The sequence below is a fragment of the Brasilonema angustatum genome, from assembly GCF_059505445.1.
Genome location: NZ_JCACKO010000160.1, coordinates 1 through 24,688, shown reverse-complemented (window position 1 = coordinate 24,688; position 24,688 = coordinate 1). Strand labels below are relative to the sequence as shown.

At 40.2% G+C, this 24,688-nt stretch carries 28 protein-coding genes; 18 read left to right on the top strand and 10 right to left on the bottom strand.

Annotated elements, in window-relative coordinates; genetic code table 11:
• Window positions 1-73: 73 nt before the first annotated feature.
• From AC5JM2_RS36150 to AC5JM2_RS36125, 6 genes are all read right to left on the bottom strand, one after another.
• Complete coding sequence (locus AC5JM2_RS36150) at window positions 74-799, bottom strand: ferritin-like domain-containing protein (protein ID WP_495841082.1); 726 nt, start codon at window positions 797-799, stop codon at window positions 74-76.
• Between the two features lie 41 nt (window positions 800-840).
• Window positions 841-1,527: a ferritin-like domain-containing protein gene (locus AC5JM2_RS36145; protein WP_495841080.1), complete on the bottom strand. Its 687-nt coding sequence runs from the start codon at window positions 1,525-1,527 to the stop codon at window positions 841-843.
• A gap of 17 nt (window positions 1,528-1,544) precedes the next feature.
• Window positions 1,545-2,405: a class I SAM-dependent methyltransferase gene (locus AC5JM2_RS36140; RefSeq protein ID WP_495841078.1), complete on the bottom strand. Its 861-nt coding sequence runs from the start codon at window positions 2,403-2,405 to the stop codon at window positions 1,545-1,547.
• A gap of 203 nt (window positions 2,406-2,608) precedes the next feature.
• Window positions 2,609-3,676 (bottom strand): methyltransferase domain-containing protein, encoded by a 1,068-nt coding sequence (locus AC5JM2_RS36135; RefSeq protein ID WP_495841077.1) that lies wholly within the window; start codon window positions 3,674-3,676, stop codon window positions 2,609-2,611.
• Between the two features lie 52 nt (window positions 3,677-3,728).
• On the bottom strand, window positions 3,729-5,222 hold the full coding sequence (locus AC5JM2_RS36130; protein ID WP_495841075.1) for a lipase family protein: 1,494 nt from the start codon (window positions 5,220-5,222) through the stop codon (window positions 3,729-3,731).
• A 342-nt stretch (window positions 5,223-5,564) separates the two neighbouring features.
• The gene (locus AC5JM2_RS36125) at window positions 5,565-6,245 is read right to left on the bottom strand and encodes a ferritin-like domain-containing protein (protein ID WP_495841073.1); all 681 of its coding nucleotides are present in this window, start codon (window positions 6,243-6,245) and stop codon (window positions 5,565-5,567) included.
• A gap of 1,415 nt (window positions 6,246-7,660) precedes the next feature.
• Between AC5JM2_RS36125 and AC5JM2_RS36120 the strand changes: the two genes are divergently transcribed.
• Window positions 7,661-8,008: a hypothetical protein gene (locus AC5JM2_RS36120; protein WP_495841071.1), complete on the top strand. Its 348-nt coding sequence runs from the start codon at window positions 7,661-7,663 to the stop codon at window positions 8,006-8,008.
• Window positions 8,009-8,099: 91 nt separating this feature from the next.
• On the opposite strand, the gene xisF is transcribed toward AC5JM2_RS36120, so the two are convergent.
• Window positions 8,100-9,650: a fdxN element excision recombinase XisF gene (gene xisF, locus AC5JM2_RS36115; RefSeq protein WP_495841132.1), complete on the bottom strand. Its 1,551-nt coding sequence runs from the start codon at window positions 9,648-9,650 to the stop codon at window positions 8,100-8,102.
• Between xisF and AC5JM2_RS36110 the strand changes: the two genes are divergently transcribed.
• The 14 genes from AC5JM2_RS36110 to AC5JM2_RS36045 all read left to right on the top strand — a co-directional run bounded on the left by AC5JM2_RS36110 (window position 9,600) and on the right by AC5JM2_RS36045 (window position 19,576).
• Complete coding sequence (locus tag AC5JM2_RS36110; RefSeq protein ID WP_495841130.1) at window positions 9,600-9,962, top strand: nitrogenase component 1; 363 nt, start codon at window positions 9,600-9,602, stop codon at window positions 9,960-9,962. The two genes, xisF and AC5JM2_RS36110, sit on opposite strands and share 51 nt — an antisense overlap.
• A 213-nt stretch (window positions 9,963-10,175) precedes the next feature.
• Entirely contained in the window at window positions 10,176-10,502 is a 327-nt protein-coding gene (locus AC5JM2_RS36105) for a Mo-dependent nitrogenase C-terminal domain-containing protein (protein ID WP_495841069.1), read from the top strand.
• Between the two features lie 86 nt (window positions 10,503-10,588).
• Window positions 10,589-12,013 carry a nitrogenase iron-molybdenum cofactor biosynthesis protein NifE gene (gene nifE, locus AC5JM2_RS36100; RefSeq protein WP_495841067.1) on the top strand — a complete coding sequence of 475 codons (1,425 nt, stop codon included), beginning with the start codon at window positions 10,589-10,591 and terminating at the stop codon, window positions 12,011-12,013.
• On the top strand, window positions 12,013-13,353 hold the full coding sequence (gene nifN / locus AC5JM2_RS36095; protein WP_495841065.1) for a nitrogenase iron-molybdenum cofactor biosynthesis protein NifN: 1,341 nt from the start codon (window positions 12,013-12,015) through the stop codon (window positions 13,351-13,353). Before nifE ends, nifN begins: the two co-directional genes overlap by 1 nt.
• A 105-nt stretch (window positions 13,354-13,458) precedes the next feature.
• Window positions 13,459-13,872, top strand: a complete 414-nt coding sequence (gene nifX, locus AC5JM2_RS36090; RefSeq protein ID WP_495841063.1) for a nitrogen fixation protein NifX — start codon at window positions 13,459-13,461, stop codon at window positions 13,870-13,872.
• Entirely contained in the window at window positions 13,869-14,345 is a 477-nt protein-coding gene (locus tag AC5JM2_RS36085) for a NifX-associated nitrogen fixation protein (protein WP_495841062.1), read from the top strand. Before nifX ends, AC5JM2_RS36085 begins: the two co-directional genes overlap by 4 nt.
• 67 nt (window positions 14,346-14,412) lie before the next feature.
• Complete coding sequence (locus tag AC5JM2_RS36080; protein WP_495841060.1) at window positions 14,413-14,634, top strand: CCE_0567 family metalloprotein; 222 nt, start codon at window positions 14,413-14,415, stop codon at window positions 14,632-14,634.
• Entirely contained in the window at window positions 14,631-14,948 is a 318-nt protein-coding gene (nifW, locus tag AC5JM2_RS36075) for a nitrogenase-stabilizing/protective protein NifW (RefSeq protein WP_495841058.1), read from the top strand. The genes AC5JM2_RS36080 and nifW overlap by 4 nt, the downstream gene beginning before the upstream one ends.
• A 10-nt stretch (window positions 14,949-14,958) precedes the next feature.
• Window positions 14,959-15,759, top strand: coding sequence for a HesA/MoeB/ThiF family protein (locus tag AC5JM2_RS36070; RefSeq protein WP_495841056.1), 801 nt, complete (start codon window positions 14,959-14,961; stop codon window positions 15,757-15,759).
• A gap of 377 nt (window positions 15,760-16,136) precedes the next feature.
• Window positions 16,137-16,508, top strand: a complete 372-nt coding sequence (locus AC5JM2_RS36065) for a HesB/IscA family protein (RefSeq protein WP_495841054.1) — start codon at window positions 16,137-16,139, stop codon at window positions 16,506-16,508.
• Window positions 16,509-16,603: 95 nt separating this feature from the next.
• On the top strand, window positions 16,604-16,903 hold the full coding sequence (locus tag AC5JM2_RS36060; RefSeq protein WP_169266024.1) for a 2Fe-2S iron-sulfur cluster-binding protein: 300 nt from the start codon (window positions 16,604-16,606) through the stop codon (window positions 16,901-16,903).
• A 188-nt stretch (window positions 16,904-17,091) separates the two neighbouring features.
• Complete coding sequence (locus tag AC5JM2_RS36055) at window positions 17,092-17,343, top strand: FeoA family protein (protein ID WP_495841052.1); 252 nt, start codon at window positions 17,092-17,094, stop codon at window positions 17,341-17,343.
• Window positions 17,344-17,366: 23 nt separating this feature from the next.
• Entirely contained in the window at window positions 17,367-18,311 is a 945-nt protein-coding gene (locus AC5JM2_RS36050) for a heme o synthase (protein WP_495841050.1), read from the top strand.
• A gap of 608 nt (window positions 18,312-18,919) precedes the next feature.
• Window positions 18,920-19,576 (top strand): class I SAM-dependent methyltransferase, encoded by a 657-nt coding sequence (locus tag AC5JM2_RS36045; RefSeq protein ID WP_495841048.1) that lies wholly within the window; start codon window positions 18,920-18,922, stop codon window positions 19,574-19,576.
• 177 nt (window positions 19,577-19,753) lie between these two features.
• Here the strand turns inward: AC5JM2_RS36045 and AC5JM2_RS36040 are convergent, their stop codons facing one another.
• A complete protein-coding gene (locus AC5JM2_RS36040) occupies window positions 19,754-20,443 on the bottom strand; it encodes a DUF4142 domain-containing protein (protein WP_495841046.1) in 690 nt (229 codons plus the stop codon).
• A gap of 1,257 nt (window positions 20,444-21,700) precedes the next feature.
• Between AC5JM2_RS36040 and AC5JM2_RS36035 the strand changes: the two genes are divergently transcribed.
• Window positions 21,701-22,072: a hypothetical protein gene (locus AC5JM2_RS36035; protein WP_495841044.1), complete on the top strand. Its 372-nt coding sequence runs from the start codon at window positions 21,701-21,703 to the stop codon at window positions 22,070-22,072.
• Window positions 22,073-22,225: 153 nt separating this feature from the next.
• Here the strand turns inward: AC5JM2_RS36035 and psaK are convergent, their stop codons facing one another.
• On the bottom strand, window positions 22,226-22,492 hold the full coding sequence (gene psaK / locus AC5JM2_RS36030) for a photosystem I reaction center subunit PsaK (RefSeq protein ID WP_495841042.1): 267 nt from the start codon (window positions 22,490-22,492) through the stop codon (window positions 22,226-22,228).
• 289 nt (window positions 22,493-22,781) lie between these two features.
• On the opposite strand from psaK, the gene AC5JM2_RS36025 reads away from it, so the two are divergent.
• Both AC5JM2_RS36025 and AC5JM2_RS36020 read left to right on the top strand, forming a co-directional pair.
• Entirely contained in the window at window positions 22,782-23,222 is a 441-nt protein-coding gene (locus AC5JM2_RS36025) for a SufE family protein (protein ID WP_210616236.1), read from the top strand.
• Between the two features lie 105 nt (window positions 23,223-23,327).
• The gene (locus tag AC5JM2_RS36020) at window positions 23,328-24,236 is read left to right on the top strand and encodes an alpha/beta fold hydrolase (RefSeq protein ID WP_495841041.1); all 909 of its coding nucleotides are present in this window, start codon (window positions 23,328-23,330) and stop codon (window positions 24,234-24,236) included.
• 2 nt (window positions 24,237-24,238) lie between these two features.
• Here AC5JM2_RS36020 and AC5JM2_RS36015 read toward each other — a convergent pair whose 3' ends face one another.
• A complete protein-coding gene (locus tag AC5JM2_RS36015; protein ID WP_495841039.1) occupies window positions 24,239-24,376 on the bottom strand; it encodes a hypothetical protein in 138 nt (45 codons plus the stop codon).
• Between the last annotated feature and the right edge of the window lie 312 nt (window positions 24,377-24,688).

Sequence of the window (24,688 nt, the reverse complement as noted above, 5' to 3'; positions counted from 1 at the left end):
TTCTATATAAAACTATTTTGTTACAGTCTATAAGTCGAATGGCACAAATTACTACCTGAATTGATGCTAGTTGCTAGATCCAGGAATATAAAACTCCCTCTGGCAGTGGCGGAGATTTTTGTCCGCCAAAAATAGCACTGCTGGCAGTGGCTAACGAAGCTTTCACTTGACGAGTCCGCCATTCATCGATCAACTGTTCTACTCCAGATGGACTGAGGCGTTGACCCATAGCTTCGTAGAGATAAGCAGCATGACGAACTTCGTCATTGGCCACGCTCATAATCGCTTTTTTCAAGTTAGCACTCAGGCGATCGTCTTCTGGCAAAACATTGGCCATCCGCACGAATTCTTTACTCGCATCTAGTTCTAAAATGTACAGGCTACCTAAAAACACCATCCAATCAATGGTTTCTGCTGTTAAATCTTTCTTATGGTATCCCTGTAAGTAAGCAGTGTAAAAAGTTCCAGAAGGGGTTAATTCAACACTACTTACTTCCGGCAGTCGTTTAATTTGGTTTTTATCTTCCTGTTCTAAGATTTGCTTGAGGGCATGACCAAAGATTTTGCCGTGACGGTCTTCATCTGCTGCGTGGCTACCCAGGTTCTTGGCTAACCAGGAATTGTTTTCCTTGGTTGCTCTTTGGCTGAGTGCTTTCAGATAAGGAACCGTTCCTGATTCCCCAACTTGATACTCAGCTAAAGCTTGCCGTCTAGTTAACGGATCTCTGATGTTGCGGGCAGATAGATAGGCACTAGCACCAGAGCAAATCAGATATAGAGTGTAGTTTAGTAAGTTCATGCACTTAACTGGTCAATTTGCTAAAAAATGGGGCGGACAGCTCACACCCAGGAATAGAGCGAACCGTCTTGTGGCATAAGCTGGCGTTCTTTACCGATTAATACATCTGTAGCTATAGTTAAGGCTGCTTTAATTTGTTTAGATCGCCATTCAGTTATTAAATGTTCTACAGCAGCAGCGCTCATCTGTCTTTGCATCGCTTCATAGAGGTAAGCCGCATGGCGGGTTTCATCTTTAGCAATGCTAGTTAACCCTTTTTTCAAGTTTGCAGACAGGCGATCAGTTTCTGGTAAAACTCTAGCCATCCGCGCAATTTCTTTGCTCGCGTCTAGCTCTAGAATGTACATACTGCCCATAAAAACTTGCCAGTCTACTATTTGGGGCTGGAGTTGGGAGCGCTCATACCCTTCCAAATATACTGTATAAAAAGGGTTGCGTTTGGGTTTTTCCCAATTTTCTCCAATGTGTTGTTTGAGAGCATAGGCGAATATTTTGCCGTGTCTTTCTTCATCGGCGCTATGAGCAGCGAGTTTTTCTGCTAACCAACTATTGCCTTCTTTTGCTGCTCTTTGACTAAGAGCAGCAAAATAGGGGACTGAACCAGATTCAGCTATTTCTGCTTCAGCTAAAGCATCAGGGCGAGTCATCGGATCGCGGATTAGGTAAGCTGCTAAATAAGCCGATACTCCAGAACAAATTAAGTGAAGTATGTAATCTAGTAGGTTCATCTGCGTTTTAATTTCGACTAAGCAATCTGAAATGAAAAAATCATGTAGCGCAATAAACCTTGGCGGCTTACCCATTCCATTGCTTGGTTAACCAAATTATCGATTTCTGCTCCTATACCTGGGGGTGTTGCTTTCCGCATTAACTGGCGAGTAATTTCATAGCTCGGTAAGGTATTAACCGTGATATCTCGTTGTTGTGACAGAAGAAACCCTGTTTTCTGAGCTAGTTTTTCGTAGTCACTTAAGCTGTAGTTGTAGCGGAGATTACTTTGTCCATAAGTTTGGGTGAGAAAATCTCCCATAAAGAAGTCCAATATACCCAAACCAGGCATCAACATATCTACAGGGATAAAGTCACAAATTGTCAGCCTACCTCCGGGACGCAGCACTCGCCTAGCTTCTTTAAAAAAGAGTTCCCGACTCGGAAAGTGAAAGATACATTCAACTGCTAAAACTACATCAAAAGAAGCATCTGCAAATGGTAGCTTGCAGGCATCAGCTTCGACAAATTCCACCTGATTTGTTTCGGCTGCTTTCACTTGTTGTCTTGCTCTAGCTATTTGCCGATCATCAATATTCACACCTACCAAATTCATCTGCTTAAATCTTTCATTGATGCTGGCGATAGTCCCTCCAAACCCGCAGCCGACATCAAGCACACTTTGATTATCTGCTACCCCTGCTGCTGTAGACATTTGACAAGATAGTTCTTCAGCTGCTTTTCTAAAGTCGTCAACGGAATTATTAGCTAAACTGGTAGACTTCCAATAACCCCAGTGGACATGATGCCCGAAGGCTGTTATCAGATCGTCGTCTTTCTGCTCAATAGAATCTAGAAAAATGTTGAAATAGCGTAGCCTTTTAACCTGGTTTTGCATTCTTTCATCCTCTAGCAGATGTATCCTTGAAATTTTGACAACCCATTTGAAATTGAACTGAAAATTAATCTTACGTGAAATTATTTAGTTAACAGTCATTTATCAATTTCACAACTTTAAACTTATGTTATGGAGCAAATTGGGAGTAGAATTCTACTTCCTTTTAAAGTTTCTACGTCTTGTTGTCTTTAATAGCAGCCAATTTAATTATTTACCAAGCGCTTACCCCAATAAGTCCCAATATTATCAGCATGAACTTCGTCAAATTTATTCTCTTGAAACCATTGGATTACTTCTTGCTTTTTATGACGAAACTGAAATTCAGGAGTAATATCATCAAATAACCAAAAACAAATTGTTTGATAAGTTTCTAATAAATCTAATTTTTCCCAAAATGAAGTAGCTTCGTTTATTTCTTCAAAACTATGATTTTGTAATAAAAACCAATCCATTTTTTGACCAAAATCAAAAAAGTATTTCCAAAAAAATCTCGCCACAATAATCAGAGGCAATATCGCCAATGAATACGTTCTGATCGACCAAAAGCGTAGTTCAGATGGAATTTTATGCCCCATTCCCATAAACACCACATCCCGAACCGCGTAATAAGGAATGTTAGCAGGAGATTCTAGCGGATCAGGGTATAGCCAAATGACCATATCACCATAATTTGAAAGTAAAGAAGCTACATGTTCAAAGGCAGTTTTAGTATTGCTAGTGTGATGTAAAACCCCCATAGAATAAATTTTCCGAAAAGTTGTTTTTTTTAATGGAGGATTCATCACATCCCCTTGGACAAAATGGATATTAGCTACACTACCTGCTTGACGAGCCGCTAAACGTACTGCTTTGCTTAATTCGAGTCCAACTATCTGTGCTTGAGGATTTTTCTGCGCCATAGCAAAGGTCATTTCAGCCGAACCGCACCCAGCATCTAATATCCATTCATTTGGCTGTATGGGACAGACAAATTTAGCTAAAATGTGCTCTATTCTATCCTCTGGATTTGAGCCATAAAGTGAACTTGCCCCTTCAAATTTTCCCGAAAATCGATACTGCCATTGGGATGTAAATCCCTCTAATTCTTGTTGTTGTTGTTCAGGCAATAGCATACAAGGAACTCCCTCAATTATAGGCAATCCAAGTCCGCAGTTCAAACATTGTAAAGAGCCAGAAATTACCTCACCATTTTTAATAGTTTCTCCTGGTTTAAGTTCTATTTCTCCTTCACATCGAGGACAGGCAAGAATTGATAGCAACGACTTTTTCATGATTAACTAGTCGAACAATCTAAAACAGAATGAAACGGTACTGACATAGCTGCTATGTATTGCTGCTAGGGTTTTTAGTAATCTTGTTGCTATTTTGATTTTCGCTCTTTAGTTGATTTCCAATCTTTTCGTCCAAAAATCTTTTAAGGTCATCAATTTCTAATGATAAATCTTCTTGTACAAAATGAGTATAATTCTTTACATTTTCCACAATATCTACCTCTTGCTCTCGAAGATAATCCTGTAAAAAGTCAGACAAGATCCCATTGATTGGTTGCATCAACATTCTGATCCCTGCCTGTTGTTCCTCAAGTAGTTGAATATAAGTATCAAAACCATGAGGGAACGGCATTCCTAACATGAAAGTCAAGGCTCCAGTAAAATCAACTTTGAAGTTTTGAATACCGAAACCTATTACATAATGTGGAATTCCCACAAAAGCATAATCTTCTAAATGATATTCACCCCTAGTAAATCCATTACTTACGAAAAGATTGAGGGGGTACAAAGTACCAAATGGCATATTTTTCTGGAGATCTAGTACGTTTTCTATCCTGTAACTATATCTAATTCCAACAAGATCATTGTAAAAATCAGCAAATGCTTGATTGCCAACTTTAATGCCACCTATAGTGTAACATTTAAGTCGATAAGATAATTTTGGAAAGTCATTTAAATGCTGCTTTAATGAAAGAGAACAAAAATTTGCAATGCAAGCTGCTTGACTATGACCGGTTACATAAATATTAATATGTTCTGCCTTTCTACCTATGATACTTTGACTCCTGCCATCTATAATAAGATTTGCAGACTGAAGATGCTTAATTTTAGATATTAATTCTTGAAAATTAATCTGATTTGAAGAATCATCTACAGGTTGGATTTTTAAATTATCAAGCTCATTTACAGTTACTGTCTGAAAATTATTAATATAGTTTGAGATTAGCCCCAAAAGTATTTGTTCAAACTCTTCTCCAAAAACAATACCACTAGCTGCTGCTAAAGCAACTGCCATTGCAATTTTTTGCTCAAAACTTATTTGTTCATTGTTGATAAAAAAGAAATCCTTTGCTTCAATTTTTGCTAAAGCAATGACTTTAAAAAAGAGTAAAATCTCTTGTTTGATAGATTCATAATCTAGATAAGTTCCCTCCACAACTTTGATCGGTTTTCCATATATATTTCCGATTTCTCCATAATTAATTAAGTTTGAGTTAAAGTCAGATAAAAAGTTTGTTAAGTCTATAGATTGTTGCTGGGTTACAACACTTCCGCGAAAGACGATCGCATAGTGATTTGAATTTTTTTTCTTGAGAATAAATCCTCGTAAATTTCTAATGAAGTTGTGAATACCATAGATAAATTCCCAATCTTCATGTTTGTATGAAGCATTGTAAGTATCTCTAATATCTTGACCTTCAATTCTGCCGAAGCTATCTGGATAAATTTTGAATGCTCGCTTAGACATTTTTGACAGTAAGATAGCTTCATTAAAATCGAAACCTCCTCGTAACACCTTAGGCAGATTAATTGATGCTAGACTCATGATGAGTTAATCTCCTTAACTGTAATAAATTCCTTCTAATTCTTGAAAATGACAAATTTAAAAATTCTTTCGTTATTTTAGTCTCTTCGGTTCATCATTACCACATATAACGAATTTCAGTAGCTTACAAAGTTTTTTATAAGCCTTGTCACATGGACATCTCAGCAAAGTACATGGGCATGAAAAAAGTCTCTCTAATTCAGGACTTCAGGCGATATCGCGCTTGAGAACTCAAAGCGATTGCTCTCAAATAAGTGCTGTTTGGACTTTTATATACGCTTAAAGCCTTATTATTGCGCAAGCTTAGAAAAGTTTGTGAGCTACTGAATTTGAAAACACGCCCTAAGACCAAGAAAAGAGAGAACCATCTTGAGGCATAGCAGGTCGTTCTGAACCGAGAATGAAATCGCCTGTGATTGCTAAAATAGCCTTGACTTGGCGGGTACGCCATTCATCTACCCACTTATCCACAGCAGAACCCATTCGACGTTGCATTCCTTCATAGAGATAGGCAGCATGATACTTCTCATCCTCAGCAATTTTCAACATTCCTTTTTTGAGGTTAATTAGACAACGATTCTCTTCTGGTATAGCATTAGCCATATGAAGAAACTCGCGGCTGGAATCCCGCTCTAAGACGTACATACTACCCATAAACACAGTCCATTCTACAGTTTCAGGCTGTAAGTCTTGTTGTGCGTAGCCTTCTAAGTAAACTGTGTAGAATGGGTTGCGGGGTCTTTCTAGCTTTTCTTGTGTTAACTGTTTGAGAGCATGGTCAAATATTTTGCCATGATTCATCTCATCCATAGCATGGAGAGTGAGATTTTTCGCAAGCCAAGTATCTCCTTCCAAAGTTGCTCTTTTGGTGAGTGCTTCAATAAAATAAGCGGCCCCGTATTCTACTTGTTGAGCCTCTATTAAAGTAGACAGTCGAGTCATTGGATCTCGTATACTGCGAGACTGAAAATACGCAGCTCCTCCTGAACAGGCTATACGAAGTAAATTAGTCAAGAAATCCATAACAAACTCCTTTGCTCAACTCTTTGTACGCTCTCTAATTATACGATATCTAAGTTTTAGATCATCTTACTATCAGCATACAGATGTGATTTTTGTTGGTTTTGTTAAGAAATCCATAACAAACTCCTTTGCTTAACTCTTTGTACGCTCTCTATTTGTACGATATCTAAGTTTTAGATCATCTTACTATTGACATACAGATATGAGTTTGGTTCGTGTTTATCCAACTCTTATAAGTATATTACTGAGTATTTTAACTGCTCTGGTATGAAATCAACATTATTACCGATTTCTTAATCATAAGAAAGGCAATCGCTCCTATTTCATCTTATTTTCTTTCACTTTCAGGAAGCCAAACAAAACACTAGTGTAAAAACAGTAGTAGATTTTTACACATTCACATCAAAAAACTACGAAATTTGACTATTCGTAGGTAGGATGAAGCACAGCACAATTTTATATTAATAATTATACTACATTATTATCTCAGATCTTGCACCTAACCGTATAAGCCCAGACTTAGTTAAAAGCAGCGCAAGAAAGTGACACGATTTTTTTGTCTTTTTTCGTAACAATAAGGGCTTGAGGCAACGCAGGTGAGTGTGAAAAATCAATGTCAACTCGCTTGAAGTAAGGCTTGAGCGCAGTGAGTGCGAAAGTCTCATGCTGCGTTCTTAGGGGAGGGGAGAGCGGTGACGCTCGAACCTTACCCGACACACCGAGTGAACTCGGAATTTTGGAGATCCTGTTGCTGGGAACAGGGCACAATCAGACGGCTGTTATAGGCTGACACTGATGCTAATATCATGTCCGGTTGATTAGTTATAAAAAAAGCAGATCTGTGCAAAAGTCTGAAATTCTCTTTCCCCCTGCTCCCTGCAAAGGTGCAGTTTTTATGATAAGTCTTTAACCGGACATGATATAAAAACCTTTACAGACTTTTACTGAAGCATTTAGAAGCATTCCGTACTGGTGTAGAATTTAGCTTTGTGCGTTGGCTAAACACTCACATCGACGTATTTGCCCCTCACAGAGTTAAGTCTGGCTATGTTTGAGCTTAGAAATTTATCAAGTCCCATTACTTTCAACAAACACTTTGCGTAAGGCTTATGTAGGAAGGCTTGGAGAAGATGGGGTATTTCGGGCGTTGCTGAATCACAATATGAATTATGCGTTAAGCGTAGCTCTGCCGTAGGCAATCGCTTAAAAAATTCTCAATCAGCAGACGTTAATGCGATTAATTTGGAATTTATTGAGATTGAAGCGTTCTTATTGACAAGATACGTTTCCCCTGGAAGCCAGAGCCATTAACCTACATTTCTAGACATTCACGTTTAATTTCATAACTATAACCTTTTTGATTATGATATTCAATGAAAGGTTTAGAATGATTTGATTGAAGATGAAAACGGGATTTGCAAATCGTAGCGCCGTCTATAAATGTCTCTTATAATATCGGAGAACTTAGGACAAATGCACCAACTTTTGGTGACACAAGCCTAAGTAAAACGACCTTGCAAATTTGCAGCCTAAACTCCTATGTCAAAACAAAAAGCTCACAGCTAACAGAAACTTTTGAATTCCCAGCTATTTTAAAAGTAATGATGGAGCCGCTTCAAATGAAACGACGTGAAACACTAGCTGAATTGGTCGCCCGAACAGTGGTTGAATTTGAACAACGTGAACTACAAAATACTCAAGTTTATTATGTTCAATCACAGGGAAAAAGCACTCTCGCGCGTAAATCTAAAAAGGCTGCTTAGTACAAGATTTCACAAGTTCGTAGCGTATTGAACCTCTTCAAGCTTTACCAGTAGGTCATTCAATTCATTACGGTTTTATGAAATTCTGTACTTAGTACATGAACAGCAGTTCAATCGCACTAACCAAGTTGCCATCTACCACTATCTTCTTTACACATCCTTTAAGTAGAGCTTGCTTGTCCTGCTGCTCCAGCCCTTGCCAATATCTCTCGTTTGAAAATGCCATAACAATCCGCTCTTTAGCTATTAGGTATTGTTTGGATGCGTTGTCCAAGGTAGCGATCGCCGTTGCTATCTGCATCCGAATATCTTCTTTGGCTTTTTCAATTGCTGGATTTGATGGCAATGCTTCTAAAGTATTTAAAGACGCCCGAAGTATCTTTACCTCTGGGGATTCCTCTGAAGAATCAACCTCTTGTTCTACCAGTCCAGCTAAACGTTCAGCCTGATGAACTAGATGATTAATCACTTGTTTTTCTAATTCATCTGAAGAAATCATGCGTCCGTTATGACAAGCACCAGTCCGATAAAAACTGCATTGATAGTGATGACGGACAAAACCTTTGCGTTTAACCAATTTCTTACACTGCCGACTATAAGCAGCCCCACAATGAGCGCATTTAACTAAGTTGGCGAATGGGTTGAGATATTTCTGTTCGGTAGCCCATCGGTTGTTCCGATTCTCGCGAATCATTGCCTTGATGCGTTCGTGTTCCTCACGGGTGATAATGGCTTCATCTTCGTGGGTTCCCCATGTTACTTCCCATTCATCGAAGGGTTTGCGATGTCCATTTGAACGAACAACAGTGTTATACAGTGTCCCTCCTGCGTAAACGGGATTGACGAGGATAGAGCGTAACCCAGAAACTGACCATTTTAAGCCAGTGTGCGGATAACGAAGATTCAACGCACCTCCACGAGGTTTGTTGACATTCTCTAGCGTGATTTCCTCTTCTTCTTCCAAGAGGTTCATCCTGGTATCAGTAGCTTTTGAAACTGCGTTTGCTTGAATACCAAAAATATCATGCAGTACTCTCGCTGTTTGAGACACCGTACTTACTGCTAAAAAAGTATTAAATACTACCCTCATCAGGTGCGATCGCGTTAACTCTTCTTTACCCTCAATCAAACAAACACACGGACGGTGATCTCGTTTATACTTGTCACCCTCAACCACATACCCCAAAGGTGCATTCCAGTGGGGTTTTTTATTTGCTTTGCGGGTGTCACGTTCTTTTTTGACTCGCATTGCCAGCATTTTCACCTCATACTTAGATGCTGCCAGTCTCACATCGATTGTTAACTCACCGCCAATACTCGATAAGTCGAATGGCTCATCTAGGGCATATGGCTGTATACCTTTCTTTTTTAATGCATCCATTAAACGATAAAAGGTCATTGATGAAGATGTTAAACGGTCTATCCGAATAAATAGCAGCTTTGACACTTTGCCCGGTGCAGATGCGTTAATATCTTCAATCAACTGTAAAAGCCCTTTACGCTTATCACTGGTACGACTTTCGACATCGTAATATATATGCGTTGCTCCAGCACTACGCAACCGACGCATTTGTTTAATTAACGCACCTTCATCCTCAGCCTGTTCACTAGTCGAAACCCGTGCATAACCCCAAACGTCCATACACCACACCATAGAAGCCTTAGATTTATATTACCTGATAACAAGCGCATTAGTTCTCTGTTGTTCACCGAACCTGTAGACTTGCTCATCGGTAACACTTACGGTAAGTACCTGTGGCGCGACACCAAGACTCCTCTGGTGAGAATTGGCTACCCCATCATGGATCGTCACCATCTGCACCGCTACTCTACCATCGGCTATCAAGGTGTGATCAACTTGCTCAACTGGATTGTGAATACAATCTTCGAGGAAATTGATCGCAACACAAACATTCCTTCTAAGACAGATATTTCCTACGACTTGATTCGTTAGGAATTGTATTCACCTGCGACGTGCTAACAAAGGAAAAGGAAAAGGCAGAAGGATTAAGGTATTGGTTAGTGGTTAGTAGTTAGTAGTTAGCGGTTATTTTTGAGAAAAAGAACTAACAATTAACAACTAGAAACTAAAATGAACCCACGCTCAATTCCTAGTCTCTCTTACCAATTCCTTTTACCTTTTTCTTGAGTTATGGAGTAATGTAATATGAAAACTATAACTCACACTCATAATCACCAGGAACACCATTCACCTACTTCTAGAAAACCAGGATCATTTGATATTTTATATCCTTTGCGTCGTTTGGTGGATGGGTTTCAAGTAAAAAATGCTCGACTTGCTCATCTTTGTTGCCAAATAATTCCTTGCTGTTGCCCCTTTGAGCGAAATCTAAAATTATTTGGACGTACTTTTCATATTCCGCCACTGTGTAAACTCAATCCTTTGTATGACAATTTTGTCGGATTGCGTTTTCGAGCATTATCTTACTTATCTGATGAGTGTGGAGAAGATGTAACAAAATACATTTGCTAATGAGTTCATAATCTATATTTTCTAGTTAATACTCAATTAGTTGAGTATTAACTATTGACTAATTTTGATCCCAATAAAACAGAGAAATGAAAATCACCCAAAGTAAAATTAACGAGTTGCTCACTCAACCTGGGTGCGAACACAATCAAAGCAAGCATGGAGACAAGAAAAACAAGTCCTGCGCGCAACAACCCAAGCCGGGAGCTGCTCAAGGGGGTTGTGCCTTTGATGGTGCAATGATTGCTTTAGTACCCATTACCGATGCTGCTCATTTGGTTCACGGACCGATCGCCTGCTCTGGTAACTCTTGGGGAAGTCGTGGTAGTCTTTCCTCTGGTCCTGTGCTCTACAAAACAGGCTTTACCACTGATTTGGATGAAACCGATGTGATCTTCGGTGGCGAGAAAAAGCTGTACAAAGCGATTCTGGAAGTTGAAAATCGCTACAAACCGACTGCGGTTTTTGTCTACTCCACCTGTGTCACCGCCTTAATTGGTGATGATATAGATGCCGTTTGTAGAGCTGCTGCCAAGAAAACAGGAACTCCTGTTATCCCTGTCAATGCACCAGGATTCATCGGTAGTAAGAATTTTGGTAACCGCCTTGCTGGTGAAGCTTTGCTTGATTACGTTGTGGGTACAGCGGAACCTGAATTCACCACACCTTATGACATCAACCTCATCGGTGAGTACAATGTTGCCGGGGAAATGTGGAATGTTGTGCGACTTTTTGAGAAATTAGGTATTCGAGTTTTGGCGAAAATGACAGGTGATGGTCGTTACAACGAAATCTGTTACGCTCATCGTGCCAAACTCAACGTGATCATTTGCTCAAAAGCGCTGCTTAATATGGCGACAAAGATGGAAGAGCGCTATGGCATCCCCTACATTGAAGAGTCTTTCTACGGTGTAGAAGACATGAACCGTTGTCTGCGGAACGTTGCTGCAAAGTTGGGTGATCCCGATTTGCAAGAGCGTACAGAAAAGCTGATTGCTGAAGAAACTGCTGCTTTGGATGTGGCTTTGGCTCCCTATCGCGAGAAACTCAAAGGCAAGCGCGTTGTTCTTTATACTGGTGGTGTCAAGAGTTGGTCGATTATTTCAGCAGCTCAGGACTTGGGTATGGAAGTTGTTGCTACCAGTAGCAGAAAAAGTACTGAGGAAGATAAAGCCCGAATCAAGAAGTTGCTCGGTCAGGATGGCATCATGCTAGAACAAGAAAGTCCTAAAGAGCTGCTGCGGATCATCAAGGAAAAGAAAGCTGATATGTTGATTGCTGGAGGTCGCAATCAATACACCGCTTTGAAAGCTCGGATTCCTTTTCTACACATCAACCAAGAACGTCATCATCCGTATGCAGGCTATGAAGGAATGGTGGAAATGGCACGAGAACTGTACGAAGCTGTTTATAGCCCTGTTTGGCAGCAAGTACGCAAACCCGCACCGTGGGAAGTTGCTGAATCTGTTGAGCAAGCAGTTTCTTCCTCTTCTGTTCTACAGGAGGTACATTGATGGCGATTGTGACTGTGACAAACTCATCAGTTGCTGTTAATTCTTTCAAGCTGAGTCAACCTTTGGGTGCTGCTTTAGCGTTGTTAGGCTTGAAGGGAATGATACCTGTATTCCACGGTTCCCAAGGCTGTACTGCTTTTGCCAAATCTATGTTGGTGAAGCATTTTTGTGAGTCGATTCCCCTTTCTACCACAGCAATGATGGAAGTTAGCACGATCTTGGGTGGGGAGGAGAATGTAGAACAGGCTATTGTTACGTTAGCCGAGAAGTCAAAGCCAGAAATCATTGGTTTGTGTACGACTGCACTGACAGAAACCAGAGGCGATGATATGCCGCGATTTCTTAAGCAAGTTCGCGATCGCCATCCAGAACTCAATCATCTACCGATTGTATTAGTATCATCTCCTGATTTTAAGGGCACATTGCAGGATGGGTATGCCGCTGCTGTTGAGAGCATCGTTAAGCAAATTGCCCAAAAAAGCGACAAGCAAGATCCTTCTCCCACACAAGTTGTGATTTTGCCGAGTTCTGCTTTCACGCCTGGAGATGTGGAGGAGATAAAAGAGATTATCACGGCTTTTGGCTTGAAGCCGATTGTTGTTCCTGATCTTTCTGCTTCACTAGATGGTCATTTAGAAGATTCTTACAGTGCTATCACAGCTTGTGGGACAAGCATAACAGAACTGCGCGAGATTGGTAATTCTGTATTCACCTTAGCTTTCGGTGAGAGTATGCGCTCTTGCGCGCAAATCTTGCATGAACGCTTTAGCATTCCCTATGAGGTGTTTGGTGAACTGACTGGATTAGAACCAGTGGATAATTTCTTGCAAGCATTGGCAGATTTAAGTGGTACTAGTGTACCAGAAAAATACCGCCGCCAGCGCCGTCAGTTGCAAGATGCCATGCTCGACACTCACTTTTACTTTGGTTGCAAACGAGTGTCCCTAGCGCTGGAACCAGATTTACTCTGGTCAACAGTTCATTTTCTAAAATCAATGGGTGCTGAAATTCATGCAGCGGTGACGACGACTCGCTCTCCCTTGTTAGAAAAACTTCCTATCAATAGTGTCACCATAGGTGATTTGGAAGACTTCGAGCAACTCGCACCTACATCTGACCTGCTTATTGGTAACTCTCACACAGTTGCTGTCGCAAATCGGTTAGGAATTCCTCTTTATCGTCAAGGGTTTCCTATTTTTGATCGCGTGGGTAATGGTCTATTTACTAAAGTTGGCTACCGAGGCACAATGCAGGTTTTGTTTGATATTGGGAACATTTTTTTGCAGGCTGAGGAAGCAAAAATTCAGCACCCGGCAAGTTTGAATGTTTTGAGTTCATAAAATTAAGTCGTCAAGAATTTATGAGTTATGAATTATGAGTTGTCGTAAATGCTTTTTTACTACTCATAACTCATCACTCATAACTAGAGGAGAGGATAATTAAGCATGAAGATTGCCTTTACAACAAATGATCGAGTTCATATTAACCAGCACTTTGGAGGAGCGAAAGAAATTGATGTGTATGAAATAAATGCAGAAGGTTACGAGTTTTTAGAAACTCTTTCTTTTGATGGTGACCTGAAGCTAGATGGTAATGAAAGTAAACTGGAACCAAAAATTGAGGCACTAGCTGACTGTAAAATTGCTTATGTTGCAGCAATTGGAGGTACTGCGGCAGCTCGGTTAATTAAGAAGGGTGTGACTCCAGTTAAGGCACGTTCCGAAGAAGAAGAAATTGCTGAGATTCTTAACAAGTTGGTACAAACTCTTAAAGGTAATCCTCCACCTTGGCTGCGTAAAGCTTTACAGCCAAAGCCCCAAAGTTTTGAAGATGAATTGGAAGAGGAAGCAACAGTATGAGTTTCACTAATAATGTTAACGGAACACGTCCAAGCGAAACCTTAGACTCGCCTTTTCTCAAGGCAATTGTGCAACAGTTCCGGGGTCAAGATACTTACGGAACTTATCGTAATTGGTCTGATGATTTGCTGCTCAAACCATTTATTGTTAGCAAGCAAAAGAAACGAGAAATTTCCGTTGAAGGCGAAATTGATCTGATGACTCAGGCAAGAATTATGGCATTTTATCGTGCGGTTGCTGCCTGCATTGAAAAGGAAACAGGTCTTTTATCTCAAGTTGTGGTTGATTTGAATCATGAAGGATTTGGCTGGGCACTGGTCTTTTCTGGTCGTCTTTTGTTAGCTGCAAAGACTTTAAGAGATGCACACCGCTTTGGCTTTGACTCGTTGGAAAAATTAGCAGAACAGGGAGAAAAGTTTGTACAAACTGGCGTCAGTTTGGCTCAGCGTTTCCCGGAAGTAGGTAATATTTAAAAAAATCATCAGTGATGAAGAGTAAAAAGAATTATTCTCTTCTTTTTTGAGGCAAGAAAGAGGTTTGATGGCACAAGCTGAAGAAACATCGACTATTGAGGATCTGAAAAATCAGATAAAACGCCTTAATAGTAAAGCAGGTCAAATGAAAATGGATCTGCACGATTTGGCAGAGGGATTACCAACAGATTATCAACAACTGATGGATGTTGCTTCCCAGACTTATGAAATTTATCGTCAGTTAGACGAACTTAAGCAACAGGTAAAAAAGCTGGAGCAGGGAAAATGACCTGGGATTATGATCAATTCAAAAAACTTGAAGATGCAGAGGAGTATTTTCAGTTTTTTCAACTCCCCTACGATCAAAAGTTCGTGAATGTAAATCGCCTGCATATTTTGAAAAAGTTTTCTCAATTTATCAAAGAAATTGATGAAAATTATACTGATCTCAGTATTTCAGATAGATTAAGTAAATATTGTGAGGCTTTGGAACAAGCCTATCAGGTCTTTCTTGAATCAACACCCCAGGAACAAAAGCTGTTCAAAGTGTTTAATCAGAAGCCGAAAAATGTAGTCACGCTGACAGAAATCACATCAGATTAGGAGGTAAAAAGTGGTAGACCTAACGCCTACCGAGTTGGAACGCTACCGTCGTCAAATGATGCTTCCTAATTTTGGCGAAACAGCACAAAAGCGCCTCAAATCAGCGACGGTTGTCGTTACAGGTGTAGGAGGATTGGGCGGTACGGCGGCGCTATACCTTGCAGTAGCTGGCGTTGGGCGGCTGATTCTAGTCCGGGGTGGTGACCTGCGGCTTGATGACATGAATCGTCAGATTCTGATGACGCACGATTGGGTGGACAAGCCTAGGGTGTTCAAAGCACAAGAAACTCTCCAAGCCATCAATCCTGATGTCCAAGTGGAAGCAGTTCATGAATATGTCACCCCGGAAAATGTAGACTCCTTAGTGCAATCAGCTGACATGGCTCTTGACTGCGCTCATAATTTTACGGAGCGCGATTTGTTAAATGAAGCTTGCGTACGCTGGCGTAAACCTATGGTGGAAGCAGCAATGGACGGGATGGAGGCTTACTTAACCACAATTATTCCTGGTGTGACTCCTTGTTTATCTTGCTTATTTCCGGAAAAACCTGATTGGGATAGGCGTGGCTTTTCTGTTCTAGGTGCTGTTTCTGGAACACTAGCTTGTCTGACTGCACTGGAGGCGATCAAGCTGATCACTGGGTTAAGTCAACCTTTGTTGTCACAGCTTTTGACAATTGATCTAACCCGGATGGAATTTGTCAAGCGCCGTTCTCATCGCGATCGCGATTGTCCTGTATGTGGTAACAGTGCGCCTTGGAGATACTCGCAATCTCAAGTCATGGAAACCACCAGTGTTGCAAACAAATAATTGTGATCTTGGTGTCTTCATTCATTCCTCTGGGGTTTGCCATACGTTCGTTTCAAGTCAGTGCAAAAATCGTAAATCAGATCTGGCAACTGTTAACAACATTAATTGCCTTATTTTGCCTGAATGTAAGCTTCATTTTTCACCTGTTGTGCCAATTGAAGTGCTGATTGCGTAGGCGTGTTCCTTGCGCGTGTCACGCCACTTGCTCCACTTGGGGAGCCCCCCGTTGAGGGGACTGGCGTGAAACCCCAAGTGGAGCAGTGGCTCCCCTTGGGACGAGCGCCGCTTGTCGCGCTTACATCGCTGTACTCATCACCACTAAACAAATTCACACCTTAAATCACAACAACAACTAATTTTCCCAATTAGGAGGATTGATGACGGTTACTTTGACGGAAAAAGCAGAATTTCGCCTGCGGACATTGCTACAGGGTGCTACCTCCGAAACCAATACACCAGCTAAAGGTATCCGCATCTCTGTCAAAGATGGTGGTTGCAGTGGCTATGAGTATGGGATGGAAGTCATAAGTCAGCCGCAACCAAATGATTTTGTCAGCCAGCAAGGTCATGTACTTGTTTATGTTGATGCCAAAAGTGCGTCCTTGTTAGAAGGGTTGGTTATCGATTTTATCGAGGGAGTAATGGAAAGCGGGTTTAAGTTCATTAACCCTAAAGCAACTGATACCTGCGGTTGTGGAAAGTCATTTAGAACAGCTGACTGTTCTTCTGCAGGTACACCTTGTAACTAAAGCAAGTAAAAGTAAAAATTTATTTTTACTTTTGACTTTCTTACACCCTTGAAGTCATAAAACCTAACTGTACCGCGTGTGAGAAGAATCAAAAAATGGCAACATACCAAGTTAGATTACTCAACAAGAAAGAAGATCTAGATACCACGATTGAAGTTGATGAAGAGACAACTATTGTAGATGCAGCTGAAGAAAACGGTATAGATTTGCCTTTTTCTTGTAAGTCAGGTGCTTGCTCTAGCTGTGTCGGAAAAGTTGTTGAAGGTACAATTGATCAATCAGATCAAAGCTTTTTAGATGACGAACAAATGTCTAAAGGTTTTGCTCTACTTTGTGTGAGTTATCCACGTTCTGATTGCACGATTAAGACTAACCAAGAACCATACTTGGTCTAGTTCATATCTTGTTGCAGTGTTTTCTAGCGTAAGGAATTAATTTCCTTATTTATTTAGAGACGTAGTATACTACGTCTCTAAAACCTTCAAAAAAAGCTACTATAGCAATCTTAAATAATTCGTGAGCAACAAGATACCCGATTTCTTAGAGAAGTCGGGTATCTGAATATTCTGATTTTAATTTATTAATGTTTTCCAAATTTCATCTTACCGGTTCCTCACTAGAATTGCTCAAAAAAGGAGAACGAGGAATCATTAAGTTTTGCAACATTAAGGACGAAAAATCTCTCCAAGAACTGATATCAATGGGGATAACACCAGGAACTAGCTTCACTGTAGAACAGCACTTTCCTTGTTTTGTCATCACAGTAGGAGAAAGACGATTGACACTAACTCAGGATTTTGCTCAAAAAATTTATGTCCGCATTAATGATGAGTGAACAAATCAGGAATTCGTCCAATCATGATTGAGAACACCGCCACACGCCACCATCAGAACTTTCTACAAGTCATTCACAGTTACTATCAACTCACAAAGCCTCGGATTATCCCCCTGCTACTCATGACAACTGCTAGTAGTATGTGGATTGCCTCTCAAGGAAATGTTAACCCAGTATTGCTGCTTGTCACTGTCTGTGGTGGTACTTTTGCTGCTGCAAGTGCCCAGACTATTAATTGTATCTATGACCGCGACATTGATGACCAAATGGAACGTACACGCCACCGACCTTTGGTTTCCGGTCGCGTGCAACCCTCCCATGCTTTAATATTTGCGATCGCACTTGCAAGTCTATCCTTCACCCTGCTTGCTGTGTTTGTTAACCTGCTGAGTGCCTTACTAACAATGTCTGGTATTGTTTTTTATGTGGGCGTCTACACTCACTTACTCAAACGGCATAATCCTGCAAACATCGTCATTGGTGGTGCTGCTGGGGGAATCCCAGCGTTGGTAGGTTGGGCTGCGGTAACAGATACTTTAAGCTGGGCTGCATGGCTGTTATTTGCAATTGTCTTTTTGTGGACACCTCCCCATTTCTGGGCTTTAGCATTAATGATCCGTGATGAGTATGCCAAAGTTGGTGTACCCATGCTTCCTGTTGTTGCTGGTAATGTTGCTGCAACTCGCCAGATTTGGGTGTACTCTTGGCTTCTTATCCCCACTACATTTTTACTTTCCTATCCGCTTCAGGTTACAGGTGTTGTTTACACTTGCATCGCCCTTATACTGGGAGTCTTTTTCATCAAAAAAGCTTGGGTGCTATTGCACAATCCTGATGATAAACAACTAGCACGTTCTCTATTTCTCTACTCAATTTTCTATATGATGTTGCTCTGCGCTGCAATGGTGGTTGATAGTTTGCCTTTGACTCATCAACTCATAATATCCATTTTAGATTTGATACTTTAGATAGAAAATCACACAAAAAAAAGAAAAAGGAAAAAGATAAATATAGGATTTACCTTTTTCCTTTCAAAATTTACCTACTTGCTCATCTCACATCCAAAATCAAACTGAGAATTTGATTGCTCCAGATATTGAGGTTGCAGGAGAAAGCCAGCTACTATCTCTTGCAACTTCAACTATCATGTTAATATTAGCTCTCTCAAAAAAAACTTGTCTTCCGTAAAACTACTAGTAACTTGATAACATCCATAACATCTTTATTGGAATCAAGATTGAGTTTAAGAAGAACAAAGCTTTTTCGCTTCTCAGAAAACCATTCGTTAAGGGCAATAACAAGATGTGTGATCTTAATCACTGCTTAAACTTGCCTACTTTTGTTTTTTACATGTTTAAACCCAACCTTTGAGGGATCAGTGGGTTGCTCCAGTTCCCCTAGGTGGATGCAAACTAATTCGGGGCTTGGACTCCAAGAAATATAGAGAAACAACAGAGTTTTGAGAATCCTCTGGGATTGCTATAGTATTGTTTCAATCAAAGAGCAGATGATTTTTAGATAAGATCTGCTTCTATCTCTATGGGTTAATGGTTCTAATTCCAAACTTGTATATAGTATGTCAGATTTAAACAATTATCAATCTGAAGGTAATATTTTTGAGCGCGATTGGTCTGGATATTATAATGCTGTTGTCGGTCGTCCGCCACGAGACACCTTAGTTGAAGCTTTAGCACGTTTTGATAGTGAAAGTCTTAACCAACACCAGACACCTGTCCTACACTCACGCTTTGCAGTTGATTTGGGCTGCGGTGAAGGGCGAGATACAGTAGAACTATTACGTCGGGGTTGGCGAGTCTTGGCTATTGATGGTGAAGCTGAAGCGATCGCGCGTTTACTAGAACGTCCAGATATTAATCGCCAACTTCTGGAAACTCGCGTTGTTCTTTTTCAAGACGTAGTGCTACCAGAATCAGTAGATTTAGTAAACGCCAGCTTTTCACTACCATTTTGTCCACCGAAATCTTTCCCTAGCTTATGGAAAAAAATTATTTCATCATTACGTTCTGGTGGTCGTTTCTGTGGACAATTGTTTGGTAACCGTGATTCTTGGGCAATTTATACTTCCATGAATCACCATACAACTCAACAAGTAGAAATGTTGCTGCAACCTTTTGAAATAGAAATGCTACAGGAAGAAGACCATCCTGGAAAAACAGCTATTGGAGAAGAGAAACATTGGCATATTTTTCATATTGTTGCTCGCAAAAAATAAGGTTTTTATCATAAAAACCTGCGTCAGGTCAATTGGTAGGTACTGTCTACCCATTTATTACAGCGTATTGCAAGTAAGTGAACTACAATCTCCTGACTTCTGAATTCTGCTGTATGAGATAGACAGTACCCACCGTATCCTTTATCCGTATTGCTGATTAACGCCCTGAGCGTGGAGTTATGGAGTTGCTGAGCCTGGAGTTACTGAGCCTGGAGTTCCTGAGCTAGAACTTCCCGACCCTCCTGTCATATTCTGTGCCATTTGTAGGTGGTCAGCGACAATTGGAGCAATCTTATTTGCAAACGCACTCAAATCTGAGTCTTGTCCCTGGCTGAGATAATTTTGGTAATCAGCCAGAGTTTTGGTATGAGCTTGAACCTGCCCTTGCATATATGCTTGGTCAAAATTTGTACCATTGAGGTTACTCAGTTGCGTCAATAAAGCTTTGTTTTCTTGACCAATATCTTTTGGTAGTTTAAAACTCTTTTTCTGAGCTATCTGCTTGAGTTGTTTGCTCGAATCTGTATGTTCTTTAATCATGCGCTGTGCAAAATCTCTCACCTGTTTGTTTTGAGACCGCTTGAGCGCCAGTTGACTTGTTTGAATCTCTGTTTTGTCACTTTGCGCCGCCTTAGTCATAAATTCCTGGTCTAAAGCAGTAAGCGAACCATTAGGAGTTGTGGTGCTACCAGAAGGACTCGTTGTCCCTGGCGTATTCTGGGAAAGGAGAGATTTACTAGAACTGTTAGAAGAACTAGAGTTGATATTGGCTTGTACCATCCCTGGAAAAACAATCAATGTACTTATACCAGCAACTCCTACAAAAGTGCCAACAAATTTTTTCATTAATTCTTTGTGATTGTACATGATATTTATCAGATGCTTCTATCGCTTATGATGAAAAGATAACTACTGTGATTGCTTTAAACTTCTACCTTAGGAATATCCTCCCCTTCCACCTATAGAGATACTTTCTGACTATTGCAAGCTGTTTTTCTCAGAAATAACTCTCAATTATCTTATTCATTTATCTAGCGAAATTGCTCTAAATCAAGATGAGAAATATTATCAATAATTATTTGGTGAGCTATGCACTAAGACTACTGAAAATCTTTACCTTTTCTAGGCAGATAGATAATAGTAGATATTTTTTATCATCTACTATTCGCATTACTGCTACTATTCATTCATGAATTTATTGATTCTAGTTTACAGAGTTCAAATTGATAGAAGAATCGTATAATTTGATTCTTTTTTTTTATTCTTTGCGCTTATTATAGGTCTAGTTGGAAATATAAATAAAGGAGTGTGAGGTATTCCTTTTTAGATAACGGAGATCATCTAGGTGCTATTGCCGCTTCAACTTATCTACACAATAGAGACTTACAATTATTTTGATGTTGATAAACTCGCTCTCAATACGGATTTAGGTATTGAGAATAAAGAGTTTTAACTGCTTATGCCATCTGTTATGAGTTTCAAGCAAGAAAGTCAGACGTTTAAGGCTGAAAATGTCTTTCGTTGCTAGAACAGATTATTTTGAAGCTCATCAATTATTTATTGAAGATGGCTATAAAGCAACTGTACTCCGAGTTTGTAAAAACAACTAGAGTATCCGCAATTTGACTTATACCAGGGAAGATTTTACCAAATTGTTTGCAACAAAGGTCAAATCAGGCGTTTTCAGAAAAAAGTTATCTCTGCAAAAATTTTCTGGAATATCTTACACTCAGTAGAAAAACTAATACCAACAGAGAATTTTGACGAGATAGAGATTTGTTCAGTGAATAACTGAATAAAAGAATATTGCCTGATTTTAAGGAAAGCGTTTGTGAAAGCAGATAATTTTAGTCACAAGGTCAGTAACTTGTGTCTTAATCAAGCTTTTGCTAGAGATAGTGCTGTCATTTTTTATTTTATTTCCAACTACAAAAATTATCTAAGTGCAATCGAAATTGCTAGTTTTTTAGGACAAAGTATGTATCTATTCAACAGTTATTGGGATATTAGGTGTAGTAGTATTAGCGCTTTCTATGATGACGAAAATCAGTAGTTTTTAGAAAGACGTACTTTATGTATGCAATTGTCATTGAAAAATACTGAGAGTAATTGAGAGACAACGAGATGAAGAGGAAACATTTTTTTCACGAAGAGGATTCACACCCTGTCCAACTGACTTCAGCAGATATTATCCTGCGGCAGCAACTTGAATATTCTATCAGCAGATACTTCTACGAAGGATGCGATCGCGACATCCAAGATTTATTGTCTAATTGTCGGTGGTACGTCACCACTGACATGAGTACTTTGACTTTAGTCATTAAATGTCCAGATCAAGTAACAAATTGGCGTGTGTTACAGAAACTTGTAACGATGGGTGCATTGCTACAGCAAATAGTCAGTAGTGCAAAAATTCGCGTCTGTCCTCCCAAAAATCAAGGAATGCCTTTTGAAATGAGAGTAGATGAACTATCAGTCTACCGAAATTTGGCTTAAGCTGGCTGTGATTGCATAGCAATGCGAGATCTCGCCCCTTTGGCAAGATAGAAGCAAGCGAAGCCAATAAGCATGAAAGAGCCAGATAGTTATGTTATCTGGCTCTTTTGTGTCCAAAAAAACAATCAAGTGAATTCTAAGTTCGGCAACAATCTACAGCCTACCAAGGTTATGTAGCCCTAAAATAACACCAGCACCTAGAACATGACCAAAAGCAGTAGTTGCCAAAAGTGCAGGTACACCAAAACCACCAAAAAACTTGGGTGAAGGAAGTTCTGGACCAACGCTTTGATACTTAATGGTAGATTTGCCAAAGGCAATGGCAGCTATGTTGCACAGGATCATAATTAGTCCGACTATAGGACTCCATTCCAAGGGGGTTCTAGCGAAACTGGTTACTAGTAAAGTAGATGTTAACAACTGACTTTCTCCTTAAAATTGTTAATGAGCAAAATCGAAGATATTCATGTAAATTTAATTATCAACAAATTGAATCCGGTGTTTATTTGTGAATTAATAATTAACATTTATTGTTAATGCTTAATATAAATTTTTTATACTCCTCCTGTCTGGAAAATGGGGAACGCTTAACAGGGAACGCTTAACAGGGAACAAATAGGGCTTTATGCTCACAACACACTCAAGGAGCTATTATTGTGAAGATAATTTAAACTCAAGAAGATGTAGATTTATTGTTCCGACCTCTGTTATGACCTCTACCATTGATTCCTTGCCACCAAGCCTTGCTAAAATCGTCCAACGCTTTCAACGGGCTTCTGACCCCAAAAGACGTTACGAACAGCTTATCTGGTATGGTCAGCGACTCAAGGACTTTCCAGAAGCTGACAAACTACCAGAAAACAAAGTTTCTGGCTGTGTTTCCCAAGTTTATATCACAGCAACTTCAGAAGACGGTAAACTTATATTCCAGGGAGACTCAGATTCTCAATTAACCAAAGGATTAGTAGGGCTTTTGGTCGAAGGGTTAAATGGACTAACCCCTGGTGAAATTGTGCAATTGACTCCAGATTTTATTCAAGAGACTGGTCTAAATGTCAGCCTAACGCCCTCCAGAGCTAATGGATTTTACAATATTTTTAAAACAATGCAAACAAAAGCTTTGGAATTTCAGTTAAACGTTAAGGACTAACATATAGTTAATAGTCAATAGTCGATAGTAGAAAACTATACAACTATAGACTATTGACTTATAAGAAAACTCAAATAGCCAAATCTAATAATAAAATATTTTGTCATGTCAACTAACGTACTATCTGCATCTTCCAAAAGTGAGATTGGTGGAGTTGTTGGAGAATATTTCTGGAAGTGCGAAAACCAACAATTGCGTATTGCCTATGAAACTTTAGGAAAAGGTTCACAGCTATTGCTACTCCCGGCTTTCAGTACTGTTTCGATGCGCTCAGAAATGGGCGAAATAGGCAAGTTGCTTTCTGCTCATTTTCAAGTCGTGGCAGTGGATTGGCCTGGTTTTGGGCAATCTTCACGTTTTGCGGTCAATTATGGACCAGCTTTATATCAGCAATTTCTGAAAGATTTTGTCACATCCGTATTAGATACGCCAGTTGCAGTGGTTGCAGCAGGTCATAGTGCAGGTTACGTTCTGCAACTGGCAAATCAATTACCATCAGTGTTTTCCCGTATAGTTTTGGTAGGTCCGACTTGGCGCGGTCCCCTGCGTGTGATGGGGGTAAATCAGCAAGTTAGAGGGATGGTCAAAGATTTGGTGCGATCGCCTTTCATCGGTCAATTTCTCTACAAGCTCAACACCTTACCTTCTTTCCTCAAGTTTATGTACCGTCGCCACGTCTACGTTAATGCGGCTAAACTCACGCCCGACTTCATTCAGTATAAATGGCGCAATACCCAACAAAGCGGGGCAAGATATGCTCCTGCTGCATTTGTCACTGGTACTCTTGATCCTGTAGACAACCAAGCTGATTTTTTAACACTTGTTCAAGGTTTGTCTATCCCGTTGAAGGTAGTCATTGGAGAATCTAGTCCTTCCAAGTCCCGTGCAGAAATGGATGCTTTGACAGGTTTAAACGGAGTACAAAAAGTCGTTCTTCCTGGTTCGTTGGGAATGCATGAGGAGTACCCACAAGCTGTGGTTGATGCGGTTCAGGACTTTTTATTGTCTACATGAAATTATGGCGGAGCGTCAGCCCTTTGGGCGATCGCCTTAATAGCCCTTACTTCACCAGCGATCGCCCGTTGGATTGATTTGGGCAAAACGAATGATGGCGATACGCTGAGTTTTGACAATAACGGAACCGGGCGAACCATTTTCCACTATCGTGTTTTGACTCGCAGCGGCGCTCAGGTGCGAAAGGGAGTTACTAGCTGGTGCTACCGTGGTCAAGTCAGAAAAAATCCTAATGCTTTTCCAACGAACGATAAGCCAGGGTGGTTCGTTGAGTCAGAAAATGGCGATAGGCTTTTAGCGTCTGCGCTTTGCGCAATCGCACCCTCATTGAAGCAAACTCTCCGGCTAGCCTTAAGTTATTGAAAGCTGTCTGTGAAGGACAATAAACTAAAATACTTATCAATACCTTCGCCAAAAAAAGAGGATAAATATCTCAATCCCAAAACCTCGAC

Excerpts from the sequence above, each read along its gene's own strand:
- AC5JM2_RS36125 (WP_495841073.1), bottom strand. The coding sequence starts at position 6,245 with ATGGATTTCTTGACTAATTTACTTCGTATAGCCTGTTCAGGAGGAGCT.
- AC5JM2_RS36145 (WP_495841080.1), bottom strand. The coding sequence starts at position 1,527 with ATGAACCTACTAGATTACATACTTCACTTAATTTGTTCTGGAGTATCG.
- AC5JM2_RS36025 (WP_210616236.1), top strand. The coding sequence starts at position 22,782 with ATGACCTCTACCATTGATTCCTTGCCACCAAGCCTTGCTAAAATCGTC.
- AC5JM2_RS36040 (WP_495841046.1), bottom strand. The coding sequence starts at position 20,443 with ATGTACAATCACAAAGAATTAATGAAAAAATTTGTTGGCACTTTTGTA.
- AC5JM2_RS36065 (WP_495841054.1), top strand. The coding sequence starts at position 16,137 with ATGACGGTTACTTTGACGGAAAAAGCAGAATTTCGCCTGCGGACATTG.
- AC5JM2_RS36085 (WP_495841062.1), top strand. The coding sequence starts at position 13,869 with ATGAGTTTCACTAATAATGTTAACGGAACACGTCCAAGCGAAACCTTA.
- AC5JM2_RS36130 (WP_495841075.1), bottom strand. The coding sequence starts at position 5,222 with ATGAGTCTAGCATCAATTAATCTGCCTAAGGTGTTACGAGGAGGTTTC.
- nifN (WP_495841065.1), top strand. The coding sequence starts at position 12,013 with ATGGCGATTGTGACTGTGACAAACTCATCAGTTGCTGTTAATTCTTTC.
- AC5JM2_RS36105 (WP_495841069.1), top strand. The coding sequence starts at position 10,176 with ATGAAAACTATAACTCACACTCATAATCACCAGGAACACCATTCACCT.
- xisF (WP_495841132.1), bottom strand. The coding sequence starts at position 9,650 with ATGGACGTTTGGGGTTATGCACGGGTTTCGACTAGTGAACAGGCTGAG.
- AC5JM2_RS36050 (WP_495841050.1), top strand. The coding sequence starts at position 17,367 with ATGATTGAGAACACCGCCACACGCCACCATCAGAACTTTCTACAAGTC.
- AC5JM2_RS36150 (WP_495841082.1), bottom strand. The coding sequence starts at position 799 with ATGAACTTACTAAACTACACTCTATATCTGATTTGCTCTGGTGCTAGT.
- AC5JM2_RS36035 (WP_495841044.1), top strand. The coding sequence starts at position 21,701 with ATGAAGAGGAAACATTTTTTTCACGAAGAGGATTCACACCCTGTCCAA.
- AC5JM2_RS36055 (WP_495841052.1), top strand. The coding sequence starts at position 17,092 with ATGTTTTCCAAATTTCATCTTACCGGTTCCTCACTAGAATTGCTCAAA.
- AC5JM2_RS36045 (WP_495841048.1), top strand. The coding sequence starts at position 18,920 with ATGTCAGATTTAAACAATTATCAATCTGAAGGTAATATTTTTGAGCGC.
- AC5JM2_RS36080 (WP_495841060.1), top strand. The coding sequence starts at position 14,413 with ATGGCACAAGCTGAAGAAACATCGACTATTGAGGATCTGAAAAATCAG.
- AC5JM2_RS36020 (WP_495841041.1), top strand. The coding sequence starts at position 23,328 with ATGTCAACTAACGTACTATCTGCATCTTCCAAAAGTGAGATTGGTGGA.
- AC5JM2_RS36140 (WP_495841078.1), bottom strand. The coding sequence starts at position 2,405 with ATGCAAAACCAGGTTAAAAGGCTACGCTATTTCAACATTTTTCTAGAT.
- AC5JM2_RS36015 (WP_495841039.1), bottom strand. The coding sequence starts at position 24,376 with ATGGTTCGCCCGGTTCCGTTATTGTCAAAACTCAGCGTATCGCCATCA.
- nifX (WP_495841063.1), top strand. The coding sequence starts at position 13,459 with ATGAAGATTGCCTTTACAACAAATGATCGAGTTCATATTAACCAGCAC.
- AC5JM2_RS36060 (WP_169266024.1), top strand. The coding sequence starts at position 16,604 with ATGGCAACATACCAAGTTAGATTACTCAACAAGAAAGAAGATCTAGAT.
- nifE (WP_495841067.1), top strand. The coding sequence starts at position 10,589 with ATGAAAATCACCCAAAGTAAAATTAACGAGTTGCTCACTCAACCTGGG.
- AC5JM2_RS36135 (WP_495841077.1), bottom strand. The coding sequence starts at position 3,676 with ATGAAAAAGTCGTTGCTATCAATTCTTGCCTGTCCTCGATGTGAAGGA.
- nifW (WP_495841058.1), top strand. The coding sequence starts at position 14,631 with ATGACCTGGGATTATGATCAATTCAAAAAACTTGAAGATGCAGAGGAG.